General features: G+C 57.5%; 17 protein-coding genes and 1 rRNA gene. 3 read left to right on the top strand and 15 right to left on the bottom strand.

What is annotated here, in order from left to right; genetic code table 11:
• The 6 genes from BMYO_RS07315 to BMYO_RS07290 all read right to left on the bottom strand — a co-directional run.
• Positions 1-659 (bottom strand): 16S ribosomal RNA (locus BMYO_RS07315); the annotation flags it as partial.
• 675 nt (positions 660-1,334) lie between these two features.
• Complete coding sequence (locus BMYO_RS07310; RefSeq protein ID WP_094667831.1) at positions 1,335-2,708, bottom strand: aspartate aminotransferase family protein; 1,374 nt, start codon at positions 2,706-2,708, stop codon at positions 1,335-1,337.
• A gap of 410 nt (positions 2,709-3,118) precedes the next feature.
• Positions 3,119-4,414, bottom strand: coding sequence for an ABC transporter substrate-binding protein (locus BMYO_RS07305; RefSeq protein WP_094667830.1), 1,296 nt, complete (start codon positions 4,412-4,414; stop codon positions 3,119-3,121).
• Between the two features lie 11 nt (positions 4,415-4,425).
• Positions 4,426-5,403, bottom strand: coding sequence for an ABC transporter permease (locus tag BMYO_RS07300; RefSeq protein WP_094667829.1), 978 nt, complete (start codon positions 5,401-5,403; stop codon positions 4,426-4,428).
• Between the two features lies 1 nt (position 5,404).
• Positions 5,405-6,469 carry an ABC transporter permease gene (locus tag BMYO_RS07295; protein WP_233428201.1) on the bottom strand — a complete coding sequence of 355 codons (1,065 nt, stop codon included), beginning with the start codon at positions 6,467-6,469 and terminating at the stop codon, positions 5,405-5,407.
• Positions 6,466-7,584 (bottom strand): ABC transporter ATP-binding protein, encoded by a 1,119-nt coding sequence (locus BMYO_RS07290; protein ID WP_094667828.1) that lies wholly within the window; start codon positions 7,582-7,584, stop codon positions 6,466-6,468. Before BMYO_RS07290 ends, BMYO_RS07295 begins: the two co-directional genes overlap by 4 nt.
• Before the next feature lie 428 nt (positions 7,585-8,012).
• On the opposite strand from BMYO_RS07290, the gene BMYO_RS07285 reads away from it, so the two are divergent.
• On the top strand, positions 8,013-8,519 hold the full coding sequence (locus BMYO_RS07285; RefSeq protein WP_094667827.1) for an Lrp/AsnC family transcriptional regulator: 507 nt from the start codon (positions 8,013-8,015) through the stop codon (positions 8,517-8,519).
• A gap of 571 nt (positions 8,520-9,090) precedes the next feature.
• On the opposite strand, the gene BMYO_RS07275 is transcribed toward BMYO_RS07285, so the two are convergent.
• The 5 genes from BMYO_RS07275 to BMYO_RS07255 form a co-directional block, all read right to left on the bottom strand.
• On the bottom strand, positions 9,091-10,968 hold the full coding sequence (locus tag BMYO_RS07275) for an oleate hydratase (RefSeq protein ID WP_094667825.1): 1,878 nt from the start codon (positions 10,966-10,968) through the stop codon (positions 9,091-9,093).
• Positions 10,969-11,164: 196 nt separating this feature from the next.
• Complete coding sequence (locus BMYO_RS07270) at positions 11,165-12,049, bottom strand: aldo/keto reductase (protein ID WP_094667824.1); 885 nt, start codon at positions 12,047-12,049, stop codon at positions 11,165-11,167.
• Between the two features lie 114 nt (positions 12,050-12,163).
• Positions 12,164-12,604, bottom strand: a complete 441-nt coding sequence (locus BMYO_RS07265; RefSeq protein WP_233428200.1) for a DUF4186 domain-containing protein — start codon at positions 12,602-12,604, stop codon at positions 12,164-12,166.
• An 835-nt stretch (positions 12,605-13,439) separates the two neighbouring features.
• Positions 13,440-16,994, bottom strand: coding sequence for a DNA polymerase III subunit alpha (dnaE, locus tag BMYO_RS07260; protein ID WP_169834088.1), 3,555 nt, complete (start codon positions 16,992-16,994; stop codon positions 13,440-13,442).
• Between the two features lie 95 nt (positions 16,995-17,089).
• On the bottom strand, positions 17,090-18,802 hold the full coding sequence (locus tag BMYO_RS07255) for a PHP domain-containing protein (protein WP_094667821.1): 1,713 nt from the start codon (positions 18,800-18,802) through the stop codon (positions 17,090-17,092).
• Between the two features lie 272 nt (positions 18,803-19,074).
• Here BMYO_RS07255 and BMYO_RS07250 point away from each other — a divergent pair, with 272 nt between their 5' ends.
• Together BMYO_RS07250 and BMYO_RS07245 are read left to right on the top strand one after the other, a co-directional pair.
• Positions 19,075-20,130: a helix-turn-helix transcriptional regulator gene (locus BMYO_RS07250; protein ID WP_094667820.1), complete on the top strand. Its 1,056-nt coding sequence runs from the start codon at positions 19,075-19,077 to the stop codon at positions 20,128-20,130.
• Positions 20,131-20,203: 73 nt separating this feature from the next.
• Positions 20,204-21,091: a DnaA/Hda family protein gene (locus BMYO_RS07245; RefSeq protein WP_094667819.1), complete on the top strand. Its 888-nt coding sequence runs from the start codon at positions 20,204-20,206 to the stop codon at positions 21,089-21,091.
• 129 nt (positions 21,092-21,220) lie between these two features.
• Here the strand turns inward: BMYO_RS07245 and BMYO_RS12190 are convergent, their stop codons facing one another.
• The 4 genes from BMYO_RS12190 to BMYO_RS07230 all read right to left on the bottom strand — a co-directional run bounded on the left by BMYO_RS12190 (position 21,221) and on the right by BMYO_RS07230 (position 24,697).
• On the bottom strand, positions 21,221-22,111 hold the full coding sequence (locus BMYO_RS12190; protein ID WP_233428199.1) for an HNH endonuclease family protein: 891 nt from the start codon (positions 22,109-22,111) through the stop codon (positions 21,221-21,223).
• Positions 22,112-22,175: 64 nt separating this feature from the next.
• Positions 22,176-23,024, bottom strand: a complete 849-nt coding sequence (locus tag BMYO_RS12185) for a DUF262 domain-containing protein (protein ID WP_233428198.1) — start codon at positions 23,022-23,024, stop codon at positions 22,176-22,178.
• 52 nt (positions 23,025-23,076) lie between these two features.
• The gene (locus tag BMYO_RS07235; protein WP_094667818.1) at positions 23,077-23,781 is read right to left on the bottom strand and encodes a hypothetical protein; all 705 of its coding nucleotides are present in this window, start codon (positions 23,779-23,781) and stop codon (positions 23,077-23,079) included.
• A 10-nt stretch (positions 23,782-23,791) separates the two neighbouring features.
• The gene (locus BMYO_RS07230) at positions 23,792-24,697 is read right to left on the bottom strand and encodes a zinc ribbon domain-containing protein (protein WP_094667817.1); all 906 of its coding nucleotides are present in this window, start codon (positions 24,695-24,697) and stop codon (positions 23,792-23,794) included.
• Positions 24,698-25,441: the final 744 nt, after the last annotated feature.

Below are 25,441 nucleotides of genomic sequence, written 5' to 3'. Positions count from 1 at the left end.
CCGGGAATTCCAGTCTCCCCTACCGCACTCCAGCCCGCCCGTACCCGGCGCAGACCCACCGTTAAGCGATGGGCTTTCACACCAGACGCGACGAACCGCCTACGAGCTCTTTACGCCCAATAATTCCGGATAACGCTTGCACCCTACGTATTACCGCGGCTGCTGGCACGTAGTTAGCCGGTGCTTATTCAACGGGTACACTCACTCTCGCTTGCTCCCCGATAAAAGCGGTTTACAACCCGAAGGCCTCCATCCCGCACGCGGCGTCGCTGCATCAGGCTTGCGCCCATTGTGCAATATTCCCCACTGCTGCCTCCCGTAGGAGTCTGGGCCGTATCTCAGTCCCAATGTGGCCGGTCGCCCTCTCAGGCCGGCTACCCGTCATAGGCTCGGTGGGCCATCACCCCGCCGACTACCTGATAGGACGCGACCCCATCCCATACCGGAAAAACCTTTCCCAACACACCATGCAGTGCATTGGAGCATGCGGCATTACCACCCGTTTCCAGGAGCTATTCCGCAGTACAGGGCAGGTCGGTCACGCATTACTCACCCGTTCGCCACTCTCACCCCGGCCGAAACCAGGGATCCCGTTCGACTTGCATGTGTTAAGCACGCCGCCAGCGTTCATCCTGAGCCAGAATCGAACCCTCCACAAAAAAACATCATGAAGAAAGCCCGAAAAACAGACTCTCAAAACAATTTCCAAAAAAGAAATCAACAGGAACGTCCTAATAAGGAAAGGACGCTCACACAAAAACCCCGACACCATTCAACCATCTCTCAGGCACCCACCACAAACAGGCAGGCAGGCATCGGACTGGCAATCATTGACTATAAAGAAGTAGTACAAACACGCTCTTGAGTTCTCAAACCACCACCACACACAAACCAGCCCGGCAAAACCAACAAGAAGGAATCAACCAGACCGCTCAGCGGCAGCAAAGAAGTAACTTACACGAACACGAACACAAACGCAAACCGGCATACGAAAACCACGCCAAAACCGTTGAAACGACGGCATTCCCCCGGCGTGTCGAAAACAGCCCCGAAACGATGTTGCAATATCAGAATAACCCTCTCCCCCATCACCCCAAGCAGCAAATTCTCCTATTCACCGGCACGTCCCAAAAATTCCTCTCTCAGACACCCCACGTTCACGCGCCAGATTCACGCGTCAAGCGCCGCACAAGAAGACGCAACCCACCCACCAAGACCGCAGCGCACAATGAGCGCACAACGAGGAAGGGTGCGGGTGTTCACCGCACAATGCAGCGAACACCCGCACCCTCCCATCGTCAACTACCGTCAGGCAATTGCACGAATGCGCGCAATCATGCCGTCAGATCGTGCGCCATCTCCTCGAAAGCGGCCAAGTAGGTGTCACAGGCCTTGTCGTCATGGGCGACGGACAGCGTCCACTCCTCTTCGCGGCCTGGGGCCATGTAGACGCCGCGGTTGGCCTCATACAGCCACGCGAGCTGATTGAGTGCCGCGTTCTGCCCCTTGCGGAAGCTCACGTAGTCGGTGATCTTGTGCGGGGAGAACGTCACGCAGCCCTTGGCGCCGAAGCCCTGCGCGTAGCCCGGGAAATCGTACTTCCTGATGATTTCGCGGCAACCGTCCATCAGACGCTGGTTCATATGGTCGAGATGCTCATAGGCCTCGGGGGTCAGCACCTTCTCGAGGCTGGCGCGGGCGGCGGCCATCGACAGCGGGTTGCCGGAGAACGTGCCGACCTGATAAACCTCGCCGTCCTCGACCACATGCATGACCTCATCGGTGCCACCGATCGCGCCGGAAGGCAGGCCACCGGCAAGCGACTTGGCGATGGTGACCATGTCCGGCGTGACGCCGAACAGCTTGGTGGCACCGCCGGGGCCCACGGTCAGGCCGGTCTTGACCTCGTCGAAGATAAGCACGATGCCGTGCCGCTTGGTCAGTTCGCGCACGCCCTCGAGGTAGCCGGGCTCGGGAGGCACGATGGACATGTTCATCAGGCATGCCTCCATGATGAGGCAGGCCGGCGGATTGCCCTCCTCCTCCATCTCCTTGATGCGGTGCTCAAGGGCATCGAGATCGTTGAACGGCACCGGCACGGTGAGCTCAACGGTGGCCTTCGGGATACCCGCGCCGTACGGCAGGGACTTGAGGTGGTAACGGTCACCGATGTTGTTGTAGTCCTCGGAGATGGAGATCATCACCGCGTCGTGATGGCCGTGGTAGGAGCCGAAGATCTTCATGATGTGGTCGCGGTGCGTGTAGGCGCGGGCGATGCGAATGGCGTCCATCGTGGATTCGGAGCCGGAGTTGTTGAAACGCCACTTCGGAAGGCCGAAACGCTCGGTCAGCTCCTCAGCCACCACCACGTCATCCCAATCCGGCATGGCGAAGTGCGAGCCCTTGGCGAAGCGGTCGTTGACCGCCTCGGCGATGTACGGGTTGGCATGGCCCTGGAGCATGGCGCCGAAGCCGTTGTTGAAGTCGTAGTATTCGTTGCCGTCCACGTCCCACATGCGGGAGCCCTGACCACGGTCCACGTAGATGGGCCATGGGTCGCGCAGCTGGTAGGAGGAGGCGACGCCGTTGCACAGGTGCTTGCAGGCGCGCTCGTACATTTCGCGTGATTTGCCGAGCTTGGCGTTGAGCTTGTCACCTTCCTTCGCGGTCAGTTCCTTGATTTTCGTTTCATCGATGGTAGCCGCCATGGTGTCGCTCCTTCGGATCGGTTTCGTTGACAATTGGTGAGATTCAGGATTTCGTATGAGGTAAAAGCTAAACCTGCGTTTTTCTCAACGACTTTAGGTAATCACCTATTTATTTCGTAGGTATTAACGGCGCATTATTGCGATTTACATAGTCACGACGCAGCTGAATTGCGAAAACCATCACAAGATGACAAAAGGCTTCTCCCGCACAGGCGAGAGAAGCCGAAACCCATCCGTGAACCGGTCGAGGCCACGTCAAGCGCATTGCTTGCGCAATCCCGCGCAATCCCGCAACCAAACGCGAAGCATGATGCAGTATGTTGCAGAATGAAGAAAACGGACGCAACAACAAACAAACGTTCAAGTCTATGTAGTCTTACTGCCACAACGGATTCGACGGTATGCCATCCTCAATTGCGGAAGTCCTCGAACATCATGGTGTAGTTATCATTCAGCTTGTTGGAGCACCTCTTTTCGAGGATGGCGTGCTGCTCTTCAGCGGCGGAGGGCACGACGACGTTGAGTTTGCGCATGTCGGAGGGCAGCAGGTCGTCGCCGCCGTTGAGCACGCTGCCCGCGCCGGCGTTCTGCTCCACGGCGGTTTTGTGCTGTGGATCGAGCATCCAGTTGATGAACGTCTTGGCCTGATCCACGTTCTTGGCCCCGCGCGAGATGGCCACGTTGTCCACGAATTTGTTCGCACCATCGGAGGGAAAGACGAACTTCAGATCCGGGTTGCTCACCATCGCCTGATAGGCATCGTAACTCCACGCCATACCGACTTTCTGCTCGCCGGACGCGAGTCGGTCGGCCACGCCTTCAGAGCTCATCACGCCCAGTTTCGGCTTGTACTGTTCCAGCAGATCGGCGGCGTCCTGATAATCCTGGGGATTGGCAGTGCACTGGTCGGAGCCCACCGCGCGCAACGCGGCGTTGACCACTTCGATCTGGTCGCCGAGCAGCTGGGTCTTGCCCCAAGACGCCTTCGGATGGAAGAAGTCGTTCCACGACCGAGGCGCATCGGCCGCCGGAATCGACTTGGCATCGTACACGATGCCCGTATAACTCACGATGTATGGGATGGAATACTCCATTTTCTTGTCGTAATAGGGGTTACGGAACTCGGATTTGATGTTCTTGGCGTTGGGCAGCGTGTCCACGTCGAATTTCATGAGCAGTTTTTCGTGAATGAGCTGCTCGACCATGTAATCGCTGGGCATCACGATGTCGTACCCTTCACCGCCGGTGGATTGCAGTTTGGCCTCAAGTGCCTCGTTGCTGTCGAAGGTGTCGACCGTGAGCGAGATGCCCGTGTCTTGCTCGAAGGCTTTGATCACGTCGTCCGGCATATACCCGGCCCATGTGTATATATGCAGTTCGCCACCGGTGGCCGCATGGTACGGACCGACCGCGCTCACCACCGGACCGGAGGCGATGTCGCTCACCCCGCCGGAGCATGCGGCGAGCCCGACGGCCATCACGCCAGCCAATCCCGCCGCCAAAGCTCGACGCAAACGGCCACGACGCATCAGAGCGCGATGTGCCGGACGCGCCGGATCACCGCACGCCGTAGCATCGCACCGCGCCGAGCGGTTTCCGGCGCATGCCCCCGCGCAGGCTTCGGCATGGATCCCCGCCCGCATGGTTCCGTTGGACTCGCCGGACTTGCCGGCTCCGATCGTCTCACCGGTCTTGACTGTCATCATGTTCGCTCACCTCACTTCGACTTGCGGTTCGTCAGCAACGTGGACGTCACCGTGACCACGACGGCCAGTAGCAGCAACAGCGCAGCGACCACATTCACGCTCGGGTTCACGCCCTTGCGAATCAGGGAGAAGATATAAATCGGCAGCGTGGTGGTGCCGGCGGTGGTCAGGAAGTTGGAGATCATGAAGTCGTCCATCGACACGACGAACGCCATCAGCGCACCGGAGATGATGCCCGGCACCAACAGCGGCAGGGTCACGCGGAATACGGTGACCGGTCCGGATGCGCCCAGGTCCTCGGCGGCCTCGAAGCAGGCGTGGTCGATGGTGGCCAGACGCGCGCGGATCGGCATCACGACGAACGGGATGCAGAACGTGGTGTGCGCGAGCACCAGCGGAACGAATCCGGGAGCAAGCCCGATGAGACGGATGAACGCCATGGTCGCCACACCGAGCACGATCTCGGGGATAAGCATCGAGGCGTTGATGAGCATGGATGCGAGCGCCGAACCGGCTCGGGACATATGGTCCACGGCCAACACGTACAGCACGCCGAGCACCGTGGAGAACACGGTGGCGAGCACGGCCACGAGCAACGAGGTCTCGGTGGCGTTGATAATGGCGCCGTTAGTGAATACCTCGCCGTACCAGCGCAGGGAGAATCCTTCCCACAGGAGCGCCTGGCGACCGCCGTTGAACGAGAAGAACACGACGATCACCATCGGCACGTAGAGGAATGCCAGTACGAACACGCTGAGGAACCCGACCATCGGGAAGCGCCGCAAGGTGTTGCCCTGCTTGCCGGAACGCCGTGTGCTCCACATACGATCGGGCTGCTTGTATTCCAGCCCTTCCGGCATGCGCACACCGGAGGTCGTGCCATCGGCGGCATCACGGTCCCGCTGCGCACGAGCCACCAGTGCGCCGAATTCGCCGGCGTTGTCGTAGTCGACCTTGCCCGGTTCGGTATCGTCATGGAATACGGTCATGTCACTCACCTGCCTTTCTGGAAGCACGGCCGCCGATCACCGAGGCGATCAGCGCACCGAACAGGGTCACGACCAGAATCACCGTGGACAGTGCGGAGCCGAACGGCCAATTGCGAGCCTCCGCGAACTGGGAGGCGATGAGGTTGCCGACCATGAGCACGCGGCCGCCGCCGAGCAGGACTGGTTGCACGTAGGAGCCGAAAGCCGGAATGAAGCACAAGGCGACACCGCTCATCACGCCGGGCATGGCGGCCCGGAAGATCACGCGACGCATCACGGTGAGCTTATGCGCGCCGAGGTCATACGCCGCCTCGACCAGACGGAAGTCGAATCCGGAGAGGGCCGAGTACATCGGCAGGATGGCGAACGGCAGGAACGTGTAGATCAGACCGATCACCGAGGCGAACGAGGTGTACAGCATCTGTTGCGAGCCGATGCCAAGGAGTCGCATCGCCCAGTTGATCGGACCGTTTTCGTTGAGGATGAGCATCCATGCGTAAGTGCGCACCAGCAGGTTCGTCCAGAACGGAATGGTAACCAGAAGCACCAGAATCTGCTGGACCTTGGCGCTTTTCATCGACATCCACAGGGCGATCGGGAAGGCGAGCGCCACGCAAATCACCGTGGTCAGAAGGGCCTGCCACAGCGAGGTGCCGAACACGGCGAGGTAGCGGGTGTCAAACGACCGGTTGCCGAAGAAGTCGTGGCGGAACAGCAGCTTTTCGTAGGCTTCGGTCGAGAATCGGAACACCACGCCACCGCCCATGTCGGGCCGGCTCATGAAGGAGAACGCGATGATGACGCCGATGGGCCCGAGCGTGAACAGCAATCCGATAAGGATGGAGGGCAGGGAGTAGAGACGGCTGAGCATTCCGGGCTTGACCGGGTGGGTTGAGGAGAACCAGCGGGACCACCGGGAAGGCGATTTCCGCGCCGACGTCTCTGTTCCCGTTACCGGCTGCGCTGCGTCCATTGTCACAGTCTCCGTCATCGCCTCCGTCACGGACTTGCCAGAATCGGCGGCGGAAACATCAGGGACCGTCGCGCCTGACTTGTGTTCGTTCATCGCTCCACCACCCTCATGTGCTCGGCCTCGACTTCGACCGATACCGTAGCGGCCTCGTGCAGCACGGCCGTGTCGTACGGCGGGGAGAGACGTACGAGCAGTGTGGTGCCGTCCGTGAGTCGCACCTCGCAACGCACGTCCGCGCCCATGAACATCAACGTCTCCACGGTGCCGGTGAGCGCTGTCTCGCGCGGCGCGGTAAGCGTGATGCGTTCGGGGCGGATCGCCGCGCTGACCTCGGCGCCAATCGGCAAGGCCGAGATGTCCTGCTTGACGCGGAACGGCACGCCTTCCACGGTGATTTCACCTTCCGCGCTTTTGACGGCGTCCACGAAGTTGATGTCGCCGATGAAGTCGGCCACGAACCGGTTGGCCGGCTCATTGTAGATCTCCTCCGGCGTACCCACCTGTTCGGGCCGGCCCTTGGAGAAGACGGCGATGTGGTCGCCCATCGACAGGGCCTCCTCCTGATCGTGCGTGACGAACACGAAAGTGATGCCGGTTTCACGCTGGATGCGCTTGAGTTCCACCTGCATCTGACGGCGCAGCTTGAAGTCGAGGGCGGAAAGGGATTCGTCGAGCAGCAGCACCTTGGGCCGTTTGGCGAGCGATCGGGCAAGCGCCACACGCTGCTGCTGGCCACCGGAGAGCTGGTTGGGTTTGCGGCCGCCGAACTCGCCCAGATGCACCAAGTCGAGCATCTCCTGAACGGTTTTGGCGATTTCGGTCTTCGGCTTCTTCTCCATTTCGAGTCCGAACGCCACGTTCTGCGCCACGGTCAGGTGCGGGAAGAGCGCATAACTTTGGAAGACGGTGTTGACCGGGCGGTCGTACGGCGGCAGTTGGTCGATGCGCTGGTCGCCCAAATAGATCTCGCCGGCGTCCAGGCTTTCGAGACCGGCGATGGAGCGCAGCAGCGTGGTCTTGCCGCAGCCCGACGGGCCGAGCAGGATGAAGAACTCGCCTTGCCGGATGGCCAAACTCACGTCGTTGATGGCGCGGACCTCCTTGCCCTCGGCGGATTGGAACACCTTGAACGCACGGTTGATCGTCAGTCCGGATTCCCTTGATTCGACTTCAGGGTCGCGTGCCACCAATGGTTGTACCTTGCTCATCGCGTCTCCTTCTGTTCGGCTCGTCACATCACAACCTTCAGTGAAGAAGACCACGGTTTCCATTACGTAAACGCAATATTGCGATTGTTTTCGTTGTTTTGCATCTCGATTATGCGAAAACCGCATTCTATAACATGACCTATCACGAGAATCGTATAAGAAAGCCGAAAACAACCCATCGGCAATCCCGGCATGGACGACACCGTCACTCGCCGATTCATATGCGATCGTTCAGTCACATAGTGGAACACGCGGCTCGCAGATACGCTTCAACGGAGCCCGGCAACGGCACCAGCACGGGAAGGAACTCTTGAAACGCACCCAGTATACGAAAATCGCAATCCGCAGACAGATGGATTCACGATTTCGAATTATTTGGACACACATGACGGGCATAATGGACGCAGCAGAAACGAACGGAGGGAACCATGACATCAGCGAAAACCAGCAGGGACGGCGGTGACGGCATCACAACGGACAGCCAGCCGCAGACGTTGGACGAGACCAACAAAAGAATCGTGACGCTGCTACAGGAGGACGGCCGGCGCTCATACGTGTCAATCGGCAAGGAGATCGGGCTTTCGGAGGCCGCGGTGCGACTGCGCGTGCAACGGATGCTGGATGACGGCATCATGCAGATCGTGGCGGTGACCAACCCGATGGACGTGGGCTTCAAGCGGCAGGCGATGGTGGGCATCACCGTCAATGGCGATATCGAATACGTGGCGCGCGAACTCAAGGAAATCAGCCAGATCGACTACGTGATCATCACAGCCGGCCGGTTTGACATCCTCGCTGAAATCTTCGCCGAAGACGACGAAAGCATGCTCGAGCTGGTCAACCGGCATATCCGTAAAATCGACGGCATCGACCGCACCGAACTGTTCACCTACATGCGACTGGAGTCCCAGCGCTACGACTGGGGCGTGAGGTAGAAGCTCTGCCGTGATGGGGCTGACCCGCTCTGAACCACCCCCTCAGCCGGCTTCGCCGCCAGCTCGTCCCGCAAGTATGGACGCGCTACGCGCGCGGCCTGCTGGCTCGCCTGTCGGCTCGCACGTTGCCTACAAACAGCTCTGCTGTTTGCTTCACGGCAACGGTCCCGCAATCAATGACGCGCTACGCGCGCGGCCTGCTGGCTCGCCTGTCGGCTCGCACGTTGCCTACAAACAGCTCTGCTGTTTGCTTCACGGCAACGTCCTGACAGGGGGAGCCAGAATACGCATTATTTGTATGGCGCCGGCCCATTTCAGATACGACAGACGGCAAGGGCCGGAAGTGCAGGTATGCGATGCGCGACCGTAGGCTCGGCCGAGCGGCCTTGAGCGTGTCGCGCATCGCATACCTGCACTTCCGGCCCGTCACCACCAACCAGTCAGTCCAGCACACCCTGATCAACCGGCCAGATCAGCCCGTCATCACCAACCGGTCATGCCAGACCGCAATCGATAACCAGTCGATGCCAATCACATCAACCGACCGGACCGGCTGAATGTCCGGCGCATGTCAGATTACGTGGTACTCCTTGAGCAGCGTGGCGATATCCGTGCCGTCGAGCTTCTTCAGCACCTTGCCAAGCACAGCCTTCTCCACGAAGTTGAGCTTCATATCCGTGACCGGCTTGCCGTCGCGCAGTTTGACGGTGGCGTTGAGGAGATTACGCACATCGTAGACGCTGCCCCACACCTCCGGCACGCCACGGTCGACGTCAAGCAGGGTGTACACCGCCTCCATGCCGGTGCGCATCGAGTATTCGGTGGTGAAGATCGTGTCGCGCGGGGTTTCCGCGAACTGACCAAGGAACGCGAAGTTGACGGCGCCATCAGGGACCACATCCGGACGGTCACCGGCTGCGCGCGGCATAAAGAAGGCCGTGATGTACGGCATCATCACCGGCACGGTGTTGGCGTGATTCTTGGCGAGCGCCTCGATCTTGTCGGTCGGCACGCCCATGTGGTACAGCCACTCCTCGCAAATCTCCTCGCCGGTGCATTCGGTCATCGGCTTCTTGACGTAATTGCCGGGCTTGTCGGGGAACAGACCATAGACCCACACGCACAGCTGGTCCTTGGGCTGGTCGCGGAACTGCTGCTGACGGTTCAGGGTCCAGCTCATGAGCCAGTTGGAATCGGTGACGGTAACGATGCCGCCGGTGACGACCTTGCCGGTGAACGGGTCGCGCTTGCAGATGCGCTGGATATAGGGCGGAATCTCCTTGTCCAACGTGGTGACGGTGGCGCTCATCCACTTGGTGGCCTGCGGGTCGGAGCAGAACTTGTCCGGGTGGCCGAAGCTCGGGTCCTGCGCGGCGATGCGGCTCCACATGTCCCAGCCGCCGCCGGGCTTCAGATCCGGGTTCCAAGCGGCGGGTGCTTGCTGCGAGCCCATCGTAGAGTTCTCGACGCAGCCGCCGTTGGTGATGAACACCAGATCGTTCTCGGTCAGGTCGATGGACGACTTCTCGCCCTCATGGTCGAGGTCGATGCGCACGGCGAGCTTCTTGGTGGGGCTGGAGTACGGGTTGCGCTTGAAGACTCCGGAGGTGGCCTGAATCTTGAGGATGGTGTCCTGACCCACCCCGGTGTGCTCGCGCTTGGGGCCGTCTCCCCCGCCGATGGCGAATTCGACGTTCTCGACCTTGGTGTTGTAGTGGAACTGCACGCCATGGCCTTCAAGGTACTTGACCATCGGCAGGATCATCGACTCATACTGGTTGTAGCGGGTGAAGCGCAGGGCAGAGAAGTCCGGCAGTCCGCCGATGTGGTGGATGTAGCGCTTGATGTACAACTTCATCTCGAGCGCGGAATGCCAGTTCTCGAAGGCGAACATCGTGCGCCAGTACATCCAGAAGTTGGAGTTCAGCACCTCGTCGTCGAAGAAATCGGTGATGGGCTTGTCGTACAACTCCTCATCCGGGGTGAAGAAGAGCTTCATGATCTCCTGCGAGGCCTTGTCGCTCAGTCCGAACTTGCCGTTCGTGCCGGCGTCCTTGCCGAGTTCCTTGGTGGCGCGACACAGCGAGTAGTTCGGGTCCTCCTTGTTAAGCCAGTAGTACTCGTCGAGCACCGAGACGCCTTCGGTCTCGATGGAGGGGATGGAGCGGAACAGGTCCCACATCACCTCGAAGTGGTTGTCCATCTCGCGACCGCCGCGCATCACATAGCCAAGGCCGGGAATCTCCGCGCCGTCACAGGCGCCACCCGGCACAGGGTCCTTTTCGAGAATGTGGATGTGGTCGCCGGGCATCTGGCCGTCGCGCACCAGATAGCATGCCGCCGACAGGGCGGCGAGGCCCGTGCCGATGATGTAGGCCGACTTCTTGTCGACATCGGCCGGCTTCTTCGGACGGGCAAACGCCTCGTAATTACCGTTGGAATAATACATGTCCGCCTCCTTGTGGGTTGGTTGACAGTCTGTCAACCATTGCTGATGGACATCATGTCGCATTTTCCGCCGACACGCCATAGACACCGTGCGGTGTGGTGCGGCATTTTGCGCGCTATCCGCCGGAATCCGCTTGGAATCCAGCTGGAATCAGGTGAATGCCAATACGGAATCGGGTTACCTCCCGAATCCGGATTCAGATGTTGCCGCGTACGTGCTGATCGGCCCACGACTGCGAATGGGTGAACGTGGCGGGGTTGGCGCTCACGTTGGCGTGCGGGTCGTCCAATGCGTCGATGGCCTCGAGCTCGGCGGGAGTCAGATCGAAGCCGGTGCTGGCAAGGTTCGCCTTCATGCGTTCGACGTGCTTGGACTTCGGGATGATGATGCGTCCCTCCTGCGTATGCCAGCGCAACACCACCTGCGCCGGCGTGACGCCATGGGCCTTGGCGGCTGCCGTCACCGGATCGGATTCGATGTCCTTGCCGTGACCGAGCGGGCTGTACGCTTCGGCCACGATGCCGTGAGCCTCGCAGAAGGCGAGGTTGCCGGGCTGGGAATAGCGCGGATGCACCTCAATCTGGTTCACGGCCGGCGCCTGACCGGAATCCTCGATGATGCCGCGCAGATGCTCGGGCAGGAAGTTGCTGACACCCGGCACGCGGATCGCGCCCTCGTCGCGCAGCTTGAGCAGCGCGCGCCACGTCTCCTTGTAGAAACCGGCGGCGGGGAACGGCCAGTGGATGAGGTACATGTCGATGATGTCCACCTTGAGCTTGCGGCTAGATTCTTCGAACGCCACCATGGCGGAGTCGTAGCCCTGATCGCAGTTGCGCAGCTTGGTGGTCACCCACACCTTGCCGGCCATGCCGGTGGCCTTGAGCGCATCGCCCACCTGCTCCTCGTTGTAGTAGGCGGCGGCCGTGTCGATGTGGCGGTATCCGATCTCCAACGCCTCCTCGACGGCACGCTGGGTGTCTTCGGGCGGAATCTGGAACGTGCCGAATCCGATTTGGGGAATCACGGAATGCGCCTTGTCGTTCAACGTCAGTTCGGGGGAAACCAGTTGCTGTTCGCTCATGACGATCCTTTCGCTATGGAAACGGTTTCCGCCTTCATGCTACTCCTGCTGCGCTCCGTTACCACCCCTGCGCACCTCTATTTCGGGCTCTTCCGCATTCGGGCTTGCCCTCGGCTAACGGACCGGGCGAGCAGGTTGGACGGGTTGGACAGTGTGGACCGGATGCGCCGGATGAATGGGGTGATTGACGAGGTCTCGTTCGATCCATGCCATGACGAGGTCGGCGAGACGGTTCACCTCCTCGTCGGTCAATGGCCGTCCTTTGGGGATGTGATGCCATTTTTCGATGCATCCGCGGCAGCAGGTGGCAGTGGCATGCTGGGCGGTGAACACCGGATGACCGCGCCACGGCGTCTGCCTGCCGTCGTTCTTCGGCTCGGCGGCACCGACCCGGTCCCGCAGCATCTCATGCGCGTGCCGGTCGATCGTCTCCTTGCCCTTGGCCCTCGCGTAGGCGCGATCCTTGTCGGTCAATACGAATTTGGCGCGGAATTGCGAGCGGGACAGTCTCTCCAGAGTCTCAGCTATCCAACGTTGCTCGCCTGCATCAGTCACGGCTTCCATCGTAGCGCGCGATTAGAGCCTTGGCGGTGTCCTAGCGGAGTCTAGGCGGAGTCGCCCGGCCATCAACTGGCCCGCAGGCGACGCTGAGGCGATAATCGCCGTCGTCAGCAGGCCATGCGATGGCCGTTCGCCAACGGTTACGGGCTCATCGCGGTTGCACGACCATGAGCTGGCCTGCCGACGACGCTGAGAAGGCGATTCGCGTCGTCGGCAGGCCATACGGTGGCTTAATGCCGACGCTACCGCCCTCAGCGTAGCCGCCAAGCCATGCTCCGGCTCGGGCACGACGCCTGCCGCAGGCTTATTGGCGTCGTCAAGCCAGCTCATGGCCCGGTAACAACGCCAGATACCCCTCGACGGACAGACGAGCATCCATTCAACAGCCCAATCGGACTCGCCGCGCCATGCAGCGACTATCCCCCCCCCGATTCCAGTCATGATTCCACGCACGATTCTGGGCACTCCACGACACCACGGATGCTGATGCCCATCGTGCATGATTCCGCACGATTCTGGGCATTCTCCCACTACGAGGAAGGCCGCTCTCCAGGTTCTGGGCATATCCATGCCATGAAAACCCGGCTACGGGCATCTTCATGGTGGCCGCATGCCCAGAATCCCGCTTACGACACGCGAATGCCCAGAATAACCGGTAGGGATATACCCAGAACCGACAGAGCAGTCGTTCCCCATGATGCGAATATGCCCAGAACCGCCAAAACCGTCTTCTTCATGGGGTGAATATGCCCGGAAAATGAGGAGGACAGCCATGCGAGCTGGCCGGGCTACCGTGTCTTGCCCCACCGCCGGCTCGAAATCCACCCCGTCAGGCGGCAGGCAGACAGCTGGGGCCGAAGAGGATCTTGATCTCGGCGAACAGCGACGTGTCGCGTTTGACGCGGAACCGGTCGCCGAAGGTGAAGACCTGGGCGTTGCCCTTCTCATCCATCACCGCCAGATGCACCTCGCAGTAACCGGGATGATTGGCGAGCACCTGACCAAGCTCGGTCATCCGGCGACGGTCCAACGCCACCGGCGGCAGCGTGATGACCAGCGGACGCTCGTCCTCCGCCTCCAGCGTGGGCACCTGCATGTCGGTGGCACGCAGAGACACGGTCTCGTCGCGCATTTCGACCTGCCCGCGAATCTGCACCACCGTGTCAACGGCCAGTTCGGCGGCTGCGGCCTCGTACACCTTGCCGAAGAACATGCATTGGATGCTGCTTTCCATGTCTTCGATGGTGACGATGGCCCAGGGGTTGCCTTTCTTGGAGACACGCCGATCAACGCCGGTCACGAGGCCTGCGAGGGTGACCTGTTGTCCGTCGGGCATGGTTTTGGCGCGGTCGATGAGGTGCGCGATGGACATCTCGCGCAGGCTGGCGAGCACGGACTGCATGCCGGAGAGCGGGTGATCGGACACGTACAGGCCGAGCATCTCGCGTTCGAAGTTGAGCTTGGTCTTCTTGTCCCATTCCTCGAGGTCGGGCACGCTCACGGAGGCGTCGCCCATGGCCTCCGCTCCCCCGTCCTCGTCGTCGCTGAACAGGTCGAACTGGCCCTCGGCCTGCTTGCGTTTGAGGCTCACGACCGAGTCGATGGCGGCCTCGTGCACGGTGAACAGGGCGCGGCGGTTCGGGTCGATGGAGTCGAAGGCGCCGGCCTTGATGAGTGATTCGACCAAACGCTTGTTCAGGGCGGTCAGAGGCACGCGGCGGATGAAGTCCATGAAGTTCACGAACTTGCCGCGTGGGCCCTCGCGTTCGGCGATGATGTCAGCCACGGCCTTGTCGCCCACGTTACGGATCGCGCCGAGGCCGAAGCGCACGACGTCGCCGACGGCCGAGTACTCGTAGACCGACTCGTTGACGTCCGGGGAGAGCACCTGGATGCCCATGCGACGCGCCTCGCCCAGATAGAGGGCGGTCTTGTCCTTGTTGGTGGCCGCGCCCTGCAGGAGGGCGGCCATGAACTCGACCGGGTAGTGGGTCTTGAGGTACGCGGTCCAGTAGGAGATCAGACCGTAGGCGGCCGAATGCGCCTTGTTGAACGCGTAGCCGGAGAACGGGACGAGGATGTCCCACACGGCGGTGGCCGCCTCCTCGGAGTAGCCGTGCTCCTTCATGCCCGCGAAGAACGGGACCTTCTCCTTGGCCAGCACCTCGGGCTTCTTCTTGCCCATCGCACGCCGCAGCACGTCGGCCTTGCCCAGCGAATAGCCGGCCAGGATACGCGCGGCGGACTGCACCTGCTCCTGGTAGATGATCAGGCCGTACGTCTCGTCGAGCACCTGCTTCAACGGCTCCTCAAGCTCGGGGTGGATCGGCGTGATCTTCTGCAGGCCGTTCTTGCGCTTGGCGTAGTTGGTGTGCGAGTCCATCGACATCGGGCCCGGACGGTACAGGGCAATCAGTGCGGAGATGTCGTTGAAGTTATCGGGCTTCAGGGTCTTGAGCAGCGCGCGCATGCCGTCGGAATCGAGCTGGAACACACCCAGCGTGTCGCCGCGCGATAGCAACTGGTAGGTTTCCCTGTCGTCCAACGGGATCTTCGTGTAGTCGATGGCCGGCTTGCCGTTGGCCTCGATGTTGCGCAGCGTGTCATGGATGATCGTGAGGTTGGACAGGCCCAGGAAGTCCATCTTCACCAGACCCAGCGTCTCGCACGTATGATACTCGAACGTGGTGGTGATGGTGCCGTCGGTGCGCTCCAGCAGGGGCGACGTGTCCGTGATCGGCGCGCTGCCCATGATCGTCGCGCACGCGTGCACACCCGTCTGGCGGATCAGGCCCTCGATGCCCTTCGCCTCGTCGGTGATGCGCCGCGCGTCCGGGTCGGATTCGTACATCTCGCGGAACTCGCGCGCCTCCGCGTACCGTTTGGCCGCCGGGTCGAAGATGTCATGCAGGGAGATGTCCTTGCCGCCGGTCGCGGCGGGTGGCAGGGCCTTGGTGACCTTCTCGCCCACCGAGAACTCGTAGCCCATGATGCGCGCGGAATCCTTCAACGCCTGCTTGGTCTTGATGGTGCCGTAGATCACGCACTGCGCCACCTTGTCGGTGCCGTACTTCTCACCGCAGTACTCAATCACGCGGGCGCGCCCCTCCGGGTCGAAGTCCACGTCGATATCCGGCAAGGAGACGCGCTCCGGGTTCAGGAAGCGTTCGAAGATCAGGCCGTGCTTCAACGGGTCAAGCTCGGTGATGCCCATCGCGTAGGCCACCATGGCGCCTGCCGCCGAGCCACGGCCCGGCCCCACCATGATCCCGTGGTCCTTGGCCCACTGGATGTAATCAGCCACGACGAGGAAGTATCCGCAGAACTGCATCTGGCAGATCACGCCGCACTCGTAGTCGGCCTGCTTCAGCACGTCCAGTGGCGGATGCCCGTCATAGCGCCTCTCGAGACCCTCCTCCACCTTCTTCAAGAACAGGCTGGTCTCGTCCCACCCCTCCGGGCAGGCGAACTGCGGCATGAACGCGCCGTCCTCGTGGTCGTCGAACATCACGTTGCAACGCTCCGCGATCTCCAACGTGTTGTCGCACGCCTCGGGATGCTCTTTGAACAATTCGCGCATCTCCTCGGCGGTCTTGATGAAGTAGCCGGTGCCGTCGAACTTGAAACGATCCGGGTCATCGAGCCGGGAACCGGAATTGATGCACAGCATGGCGTCCTGCGCCTGCGCGTCCTCGGCATGCACGTAATGCGAATCGTTCGTGGCCAACAGCGGCGCGTTGAGCCTCTTCGCGATGTCGAGCAGGTCCCGGGTCACCTGCGTCTCGATCTTGAGGCCATGGTCCATGAGCTCGATATAGAAATTGTCCCGGCCGAAAATGTCCTGGAACTCGCCGGCCGCACGCAACGCCTCATCGAACTGGCCCAGACGCAGACGCGTCTGGATGATGCCCGACGGACAACCCGACGACGCGATCACGCCTTTCGAATAGGTGGCGAGCACCTCCTTGTCCATACGAGGATAACGCATGACACGACCCTCGAGGTTGGCCACGGAGGAGGCCTTGATCAGATTGACCAGACCCTCGTCATTCTCCGCCCACATCGTCATATGGGTGATCAGACCACCACCGGAGACGTCGTCGCGACGCTGGGCTTCGGTGCCCCAGTGCACGCGCGATTTATCCTGCCGGGCGGTCTCGGGCGTCACGTACGCCTCGATGCCGATGATAGGCTTGACGCCGTTGGCGACGCAGTTGGTGTACATCTCATACGCACCATGCATGTTGCCATGGTCGGTGATGCCGATGGCGGGCATGCCGAGTTCGGCCGCACGCTTGGCCAGCGCGGGAATCTTCGAGGCGCCGTCCAGCAGCGAATAGTGCGTGTGATTATGCAGATGTACGAAGTTCCCGGTTTCAGCCATGAGGTCAACCATACCTTAGAGTCTTGTCGGCTATGAATATGTCCTGATTCCCCGCGCAGGAACGATATGCGCCAGCGGGCAATGCTTTTTGTGAATCAAAATAAGGTGCCGAACTGTTGTTTATTCTTGCTGCGCGCTAAAGCCGTGGATCCCAAGATGTTCACCCTCGGCAGCCCCAGTTCCGCACATGTGTGCGAATCGAATGCGACGGCAACGGTTCCATCCACTTGTTGGATGAGCGATGTGAACCCCGACAGAGGGCGGGCACTGAGCACGATGGACCCTTCACGGACGAATCGCCTCTGCGGGAATTGTGCTATGCGATCCTCTACACCCCTGAGTCGTTCATCGTGCATCCAGTCGCCGATTGCCTCCGCACCGGAGGATACATCATGCTGTTGTCCGAGTGCGCCGGACACCGCTCTGATAGCTTTCGCCAACCCGTACTTCACGTACTCCACTGTGGGCGTCACATAGCCTTCCCCGTATCGTTCGCGCAGCACCTTCAACGCGAGCGGGGCAATCCCCGATTCGCCGCGCAGCGTCACCACAGGGAATTTCGGATTCCTCCCATTGATGAAACGACCCGCCGACATGCCAAGCTCCATCGGGTTCGCATGAGTGATGCCCAATGCATGGCACACGAGACTGGCCCTTGCTCTCCCTTCACTGTCGGCGAACACGTAACCCGATTCCTCAAGTTGTTGCTTCATGTCCGCGACCGCCAGCAGATACTCCTCCGCATGAACAAGTCCGATTGCGTACAGTTCCTGCTCCATACGTTTCCTGATATCATCGGTCATCGCACCATGCAGACGGTCCGCCCCGGCCTCGACCATCCGACGTAGAGCACTGGCTGCAGATTCTTCCGGACCATAATTATGGGTCGGCATCAACGAACCTTCAGCTTGAGGATGAAAACCGGCCCGGCATCGTTCGGCGATAAGCAACGTATTGTCACATGCCTCAGGAATGTCCGCGAACAGACTTCTCATCTCATGTCCGGACAGTAGGTGATACCTTTCTCCGGCAAGTCGGAATCGAGATGGATTGTTCCAACTGTCACCGTATTCGATGCACATGCGCATCTCCTGAGCTATCCGGGCCGCAGGACTCGCATAATGCACGTCTGCGGTCGCCACTATGGGAGCATCGAGTTTGCGGGCAATTTCAAGCAGACCGGACCGCACCCGCCGTTCCAGCTCCAGTCCGTGATCCATGATTTCAACGAAGAAACTCCCCCGTCCGAAGATGTCCTGAAGATCGCCCGCCATACGGAGGGCGTCGTCGAATTGCCCCAGCCGCAATCTCGTCTGAATCGCACCCGACGGGCAACCAGAGCCGCAGATCAGGCCTGCGGCATATCGTGACAACAGTTCCCGATCCATTCGTGGATATCGTCCGACTCTGCCTTCGAGATTCGCGGCGGATGACATCGAGAACATGTTTTCCAGCCCTTCGTCCGTTTCCGCCCACAAACTCAGATGGGTGAACCTTCCATTCCCTCCGACATCATCGGGATTCCGACGCCGGCGCGGAGTCGGATCCCATGAGACTGGTGACGTATCACGCCGATCGGTTTCAGGGGTGACGTATGCTTCCAATCCGAGTATCGGCTGTATCCCTGTCTGTCGGCAGGTCTTCCAGAAGTCGAACAGTCCGTTCACCACACCGTGATCGGTCAATCCGATAGCGGGCTGCCCCATGTCCACTGCCGTCTGGACCAATTCGCTGATGGATGAACCCCCGTCAATCATCGAGAATGAACTGTGTACATGCAGATGCACGAAATCATCACCGCTCGTCATTAATGTCCTTTCCGGAAAATATATCGTATGCCGATCATCACATCTCAACGAGAAGAACAGTACATATCTACTGTTTGTCAATCCTTTTGTTGACGAAATATCCGATCATGTGCAGCTCGAACATGATGATGACATCGGCATTGTCGGCATCGCCTCGCCACCTATCCTGTCGAGAAGCGATGCGACCTCTCCTGACGTTCGTCAACTTATAATGACGCTCAGGAAAGTTGCCATGGAAGGCTTGGAGAATGGACTTCTGAGAGGTGGAGTGTATGTCTGGATCAATGAAAAGCGCACCTTCCACGGCTGAAATCGTCGTGGAGATTCTTGAGCTGCTTGACGCGCACACCGATCGGGAGCATGGGGTCTCGGCCGTATGGATCAGCAAGCAACTGGGAGTAACCGAGAAGACCGTCCGAGGTCATCTGCACACCCTAGCGGCAATCGAACCGTTCGGTCGAAAAGTCGGAAAGCTGGAGCGGAAGGATCTCATCAACGCGCAAAGCATCGACCCAAAGACCGGCTGGTATATCGAACCCATATTCGATACCGCCCAGATGAGATTGCTTGCGGATGGAGCCGCATTATCTCGTTCGGACGGCGAATATCTCAGGGACCTCATTGCCAAGGTGTACGCCTTCGCGGGCCGCTCCGGGCAGCTCGACGGTCTTGGCACCCTACTCACTCCGCCTCACTACAATCGGGAATTCTTGAGCAATGTGGAGCAACTCAACGACGCCATAGCTCATGAGCGCCAGATACACTTCCACTATTGCACTTATGACGTCAACGGGGAACTGATCCCCCGCATCGACGCAGCCGGCAAGCCGAAGGAATATACCGCCGACCCCTACAATCTTCGATACAAGAACGAAAAATACTATCTCATCTGCCATCTGCAGCCCTATGACGACCTGTCATATCTTCACGTTGAGCGTATTCGGAATCTCCGGGTGGAAGAGGCCGACCACTCCATTCAACGTACTTTCGACAGTTTCACCGACAATGCGGGAAACCCTATAGATATCACGGCATTCATGAGCGAACGCCCCTACCCCATCGACGGTGAGGCAATCCCCATACGTTTACGCGTTGATGGAGGGTTGGAGCCCGTATTCGACTGGTTCAACGATGCGAAAGTGACGCAAATAGAGGAGAACGTCTACGATGTGACCATCAAGGCACCGCAATGGGCCACGGTCTTCTGGGCCCTGCAGTACACCAACAGCGGCGTTCATATCACGGTGCTTGAACCCGAGTCCCTACGCAGTGAACTGCTCCGAGCTGGTCACACACTCCTTAACCGTTATGGGACAACAGAACGGTAGATATCTACCATCTTATTTTTCAGAACATACGATAGGAGGTACATAGAGGCATATCCGAAACAAAGCGATAATTATGAGTCATTCAAGCAGTATCCATTCCAAAAATATGCAGACAGACCCCCAGGAGATGGGATTAGATAGCAAACTGACATTTGCGAATTATGTAGTGAATTCATCCAATCGAACGGCTCACGAATTGGCAAGACTGATTAGCCAACAGTCAGAGAAAGGCAATTCACTATTCCTATACGGCGATACAGGATTAGGCAAAACCCACCTGCTTAACGCGATTGGCAATAACACAGCAGACCGGGCACGCTACGTCACTTCAGAGCATTTCAATAGGGAATGCACAGCTGCGGAACAGAGCGACGATCCGGATGATCTCATCCGCTTTCGACAGAAGTATCTCGATCTTGATGTACTACTATTTGACGACATTCATAGTCTCAATCGCCGACTCACGGTCGTTAAAGAATTCGACACTATTCGAAGAATGCTGCGGCGGGACGGTAAGAGAATCGTCGTTACCGCGAACGCGCGCATCAATGCATTAGACAATCTTGACGCGTGTACTCAAAACTGGCTCGCACGCGGCATATCGGCAAAGCTGTCCCAACCGGAACTCATAACACGAACGACGATCCTACTGAATCTGGCCAACCAGTTCGAAGCTGAAATACCGGACGACGTGTTTCTGTACATCGCCGATCTTTACCCACGAAACATCAGAACCATGAAATCCGCTATGATCCGCATGCTCACCACAGAAGCGAGAAAGTGGCCTGCAATCACACTCGAGCGGGTCAAAGCATTTTTCGACGACCGTAGGCCAATCACAACCGTCCTCAACCGGTCTTCTCAGGGGAAACCAGCAGATACAACCGAATCACACACCGGCAGCACCGCAACCATCGACGACAAAGGCCGCACCATCATTGTCACCGTCCAGCTACAATGAAAACCAATCGTATGCATGAACCGCAGCTGTCTGATAGAAGAACCTGCGGCGTGATTCCCCTTGCCCCCCATTCAGAAAGGCTGGTGCAATCACATAACTAGATTGCACCAGCCATGAATCAACTCAGCTCTATATGGCGAACAATCTCATCGCTTCATCCACTAGCCGATCAGTACGCTTTTCAATTTCCTCAGCACCCCATTTATCCTTATCCACGACATCACGATTGATGCTCAGCCCGTTACGATATCCTATGTTACGAGCAGCTTTATCCATTCTGTCACGCTTATGCTTAAAGTCCATAGTACCTAATTCACTATTAAACCCCGACAGAGTAAGATTACCAATAGTGTGCACATACTTATTCCGAATCTCTTTTGCATTCTCTTCGCCTCCAAGAGATTCAACCCATTCCTTTGTCATATGTTCCGTCTTGGGAAGAATATGCTCTATGGTCAAATAATACTGATTGCTCTTCGCGGTCAACTTCCTCCACAAATCAGACCAGCCTTCATCAGTCCTATCATGCTCCGCCAATGACGAAAGTATGAAACGTGTCATTCCTCTATTATCTTCATAAATCGGACCACGCAACGCTCTCTCAAACTGTTCGTCAGACGCAACATTATCCGGGTCAAACAGAATACCCTGCACAGTTTGGCACACCAATTTTGAGTTTACTTCCGGAGGATTCAATTTTTTGATAATTGAAGAGAACAATCTTTGCACTGCATTCGTCGCAGGATAATCAGTCAAATTTCGACGAACGAACCATGTAACTAATTTATTAGCAACATATTCTAAATCAGCATCTAATAGTTCAATTTTTTTCCGATTTAATACGAGCCACATCAGTAGCATGTAACCCGATTCCCCTCCCGCATGCCTCAGTTCGAGGGCCTTAGCAGACAATAACGGTAGCCCAAAATCATCATCATCAAGATTACCCGTAAGCAAACCATAGACATGCGCAGCGTTGATGAGTGCATTCAAAAGTTTCTCAACGCCTTCTTGCTCCATCCAAACTTCGTATATGCGAATAAGAGTGGAACGAGTAGCAGGCTTCATCGTCGGATTTGATGCATTATAGTAATACCTCAGGAATCGTTCCTGAGGTATTACCATCCTGTCCAACAAATTCAATAACCTGCTTCCATTTTCTGTATGTTGTCTCAATATCGAGGTCACGATTAGCATCAGCCCTCGCAAGCATCTCGTTTTTTATCAAATCTATAGGAGACAAATCCATTCCACGATTATTCAAACTCTCAAACAGGGTAAAAGCACTAGCATGATCAGGAACTTCGATTTTCACGAGTACGGCATTTTTTATTCGATTCGCCATATGTAATAATGCTGCAATCTTATCGTCATCGCCTTCAACTTGTTGCTGAATTCGATTAGAAAAGTATTTGTATGCTTGACTAATCCTTCGATTCCCCCAATTTTTAGGTCGTTTCAGCTGAGACTCATCTGACATCACAACAAACTCATCAATAAGATATGCATAATCGCCTTCATTTTGCCCCTGCGACTGCAAAACCATACGAGGTTTCTTATCAGGTGAAGTAATCATGAACTTTAGCGCCATGCAATCAAAATCGTTATCCATTGATGTAAGTCCGGACAATGCTTGATATAATGCACACAACAGAATCGACAGGGAAGTCATACGCTGCTGACCATCAATCAACTCCAACTTAGGTTCAAGCGAATCTTCGGTATTGCTAATGGCTATAATAGTCCCCAGAAAATGAGGACTGTCTTCTGTATCCAGCAGTATATCATCATAGAGATTTTCCCACTGCTGTTTTCCCCAAGAGTATTCCCTCTGGTATTTGGGAATTACATATTTTAGTTTAGCATTTTGAGGATCTAATAACTCACGAAGATAATAGTCATTGGCTGAATTGATAATGCTAGTTCCTGCCATAATGATTCCTTTCAGTATATATAAATCAATAATGTCATCAATGTCGACACTATTACACAGGCGGATCAACAGCACTGGAGGGATCTACGGATTCGGCGTTGAGCGTGCAGAAAATGATTTCGGGATTCTCCGACGTCGAAGCGCAGGTCATCGATTTACCGTCCGCGGGAATCATGGGAAGCGTCGACCGCGTGTAATCGGTTCCCGGAGGATCCCGGTACATTCGACCCAAGGAGGTGATCTTCTGGTAGAAGATATCCGGGTCCGAGGCACCTATGGCACCGCCGACACATGTCATGGCCTGCCGTGCATTGTCGCTCGTGGAATCATAAGTAAACTGCATAGCCTGCTCGAGCATTATCGCAACCGGTGTATCGTACGTGGATTCGGTGTAATCATCCCGCGCCCGAACATCCAGCTCTCCCCCGCACTGTGTAATGATGTTCGATAACGCGGGATTATTCTTCTGCCAACTCACTACATTGGAATCACCATCTGAAGCCACATCTGATGAATCGGACTGGCTCTGGCTGTTGTCATATTCCTGAGTCGTATCCCAATTGGATTGGGCCTGTGAATCACGGTATTGCGTATGCGAGCCAGCACTGATTCCAGAGTCGTCGTGCGTATTGGCTCGCGTAATCGCATATAACGATGCAACGACGGCTACAGCAAGTAAAATCGTCATGAGGAGGGACAACATCTTCATTGTCTTCAGATGATTCTCATCAATCTCCGGTGAGTATTGCTCATCCATTGTATGCTCCCTATAAGCGCCTGCTTAGGTCTTCGCGCAAACCCCGCAATTCCTTGGTTTGACGTCTTGATTCGAATGCCTGACTGACCTGGGCGACTGCGGAAACAGTCAGCGCAGTCGTCTGCTTTCGGGCTTCCTGAACTTTCTCGCGCTCGAACTGTTCCATCCGCTGCCGATGATCGTAGCTTTCCCACAAATTTACCGCAGTGTTAAAATCCGAAGCCCGACCGCACATCAGCATCTGCAGCATGTACGCACTGGCTTCGGCATTGCGGCATGTGATGGGGAATCGTAGTAAATCCGTCTGCATAGATTTACGGATTTCCTCAATGGAATGCTCATCTGCAGCGATGGCAGGATAGAGCGCACTGACGACGTTTCCGATGTTGGACTGATACACCTGACGCTGCCTGAAACCAAGTATGAGCAGAATGAGTCCGATCAGGCATGCGACTAGGGCGATGATGGGAGCGGTACGATCCCACGATGCGGATGCCAGAGCGAACAACAGAGCCCCGGCACAGAACAGGCCGGAGAGCAGGAAGCAGCCCAATCCGGCATAGTATTCGGTGTTGTTGCGCTTCATCACACCGTAAGCGGATCGAATGCCATGCTCAAGGTCGCTAATCTGTACGAATTTCTCATTCAAAGGTTGGAGTAATTCAATAAGCTCAGCCGCCGATAGCTGCCCCAATGTCAGCGTACGTGGACCCGCATGTGCGGCAGAGGACGCGGAAGCGGCATCCCGATGCGACGTGTCGCTCTTCATCTGAGATTGGGCAGTCGGCTCCGGCGCGGGCCCAGATTCAGGTACAGAATGAGATTCATTTTCAGGATCAACACATTTCGTGCCGCATCGTATGCAGAATGCGGCATCATCAGGCAATTGCTTTCCACAACGACGGCAGAACATCATCTATAGACCTCGCGCCTCCGCGCAACAACAGCAGTTCTCATTACGATCCGTTGCCTTCCCGTGTCCCATGATACCGTTATCGACCATGCGCGGCATCCCCTATGTCTGCTAGGAATCATGCGCTCATACTATGCTGTCATTCCTGCAGTCGGTAGATATCTACTGGTTATAGAAAAACAGACAGCGATGATGAATAGAGTACGATCCTCACATCATCAATATGGAACGTGCAATTCCCGGATACTGCAGGTTCTTTGTGTCCCCTAGGACGTTGTGTTGCAGGTCAAACAGGTGTGGTTGCGATTGGTGCAGGTGGTTTATACATAGTTACAGCCCTTAACGTACCTGTAAGTGAGCACAATCCACCTGCGCGGGCTATCTGAAGGACACAAAATGCCTGCGGAAGAAAGGGACTTCACGCATTAAAGCCTTGTCAGTTACGGATATGACCTGATTCCACGCGCGAATGTGGATAACCCGGAAAGCTGGAACCACATACCTTGATCTGGCTCGACAAGCCGTGTCAACACCGTTTAGCGTCAAGTCGGAGCACCCTACCAGGACGCATGACGAAGAAGTTGATGCAAGTAGCATCCGGAGCGCCAATGATACCCACGCCCCGCGCGTCTTCCATGAATCATCACAAGAGAGGGCGGGGCGTCACATCGTCTCTGCCGGTCAGTCGACAAGAACTGGCGCCGGGGAGACGTCGGGCGTCGGTTCAGCTCCGGCAACGGCCGGGGC

The sequence above is a fragment of the Bifidobacterium myosotis genome (assembly GCF_002259745.1).
GTDB classification, from domain to species: domain Bacteria; phylum Actinomycetota; class Actinomycetes; order Actinomycetales; family Bifidobacteriaceae; genus Bifidobacterium; species Bifidobacterium myosotis.
Note: the sequence above shows the minus strand (reverse complement) of the source record. Positions and strands in the feature narration are given on the sequence as shown.

Excerpts from the sequence above, each read along its gene's own strand:
- BMYO_RS07310 (WP_094667831.1), bottom strand. The coding sequence starts at position 2,708 with ATGGCGGCTACCATCGATGAAACGAAAATCAAGGAACTGACCGCGAAG.
- BMYO_RS07305 (WP_094667830.1), bottom strand. The coding sequence starts at position 4,414 with ATGATGACAGTCAAGACCGGTGAGACGATCGGAGCCGGCAAGTCCGGC.
- BMYO_RS07300 (WP_094667829.1), bottom strand. The coding sequence starts at position 5,403 with ATGACCGTATTCCATGACGATACCGAACCGGGCAAGGTCGACTACGAC.
- BMYO_RS07295 (WP_233428201.1), bottom strand. The coding sequence starts at position 6,469 with ATGAACGAACACAAGTCAGGCGCGACGGTCCCTGATGTTTCCGCCGCC.
- BMYO_RS07290 (WP_094667828.1), bottom strand. The coding sequence starts at position 7,584 with ATGAGCAAGGTACAACCATTGGTGGCACGCGACCCTGAAGTCGAATCA.
- BMYO_RS07285 (WP_094667827.1), top strand. The coding sequence starts at position 8,013 with ATGACATCAGCGAAAACCAGCAGGGACGGCGGTGACGGCATCACAACG.
- BMYO_RS07275 (WP_094667825.1), bottom strand. The coding sequence starts at position 10,968 with ATGTATTATTCCAACGGTAATTACGAGGCGTTTGCCCGTCCGAAGAAG.
- BMYO_RS07270 (WP_094667824.1), bottom strand. The coding sequence starts at position 12,049 with ATGAGCGAACAGCAACTGGTTTCCCCCGAACTGACGTTGAACGACAAG.
- dnaE (WP_169834088.1), bottom strand. The coding sequence starts at position 16,994 with ATGGCTGAAACCGGGAACTTCGTACATCTGCATAATCACACGCACTAT.
- BMYO_RS07255 (WP_094667821.1), bottom strand. The coding sequence starts at position 18,802 with ATGACGAGCGGTGATGATTTCGTGCATCTGCATGTACACAGTTCATTC.
- BMYO_RS07250 (WP_094667820.1), top strand. The coding sequence starts at position 19,075 with ATGTCTGGATCAATGAAAAGCGCACCTTCCACGGCTGAAATCGTCGTG.
- BMYO_RS07245 (WP_094667819.1), top strand. The coding sequence starts at position 20,204 with ATGAGTCATTCAAGCAGTATCCATTCCAAAAATATGCAGACAGACCCC.
- BMYO_RS12190 (WP_233428199.1), bottom strand. The coding sequence starts at position 22,111 with ATGGAGCAAGAAGGCGTTGAGAAACTTTTGAATGCACTCATCAACGCT.
- BMYO_RS12185 (WP_233428198.1), bottom strand. The coding sequence starts at position 23,024 with ATGGCAGGAACTAGCATTATCAATTCAGCCAATGACTATTATCTTCGT.
- BMYO_RS07235 (WP_094667818.1), bottom strand. The coding sequence starts at position 23,781 with ATGGATGAGCAATACTCACCGGAGATTGATGAGAATCATCTGAAGACA.
- BMYO_RS07230 (WP_094667817.1), bottom strand. The coding sequence starts at position 24,697 with ATGATGTTCTGCCGTCGTTGTGGAAAGCAATTGCCTGATGATGCCGCA.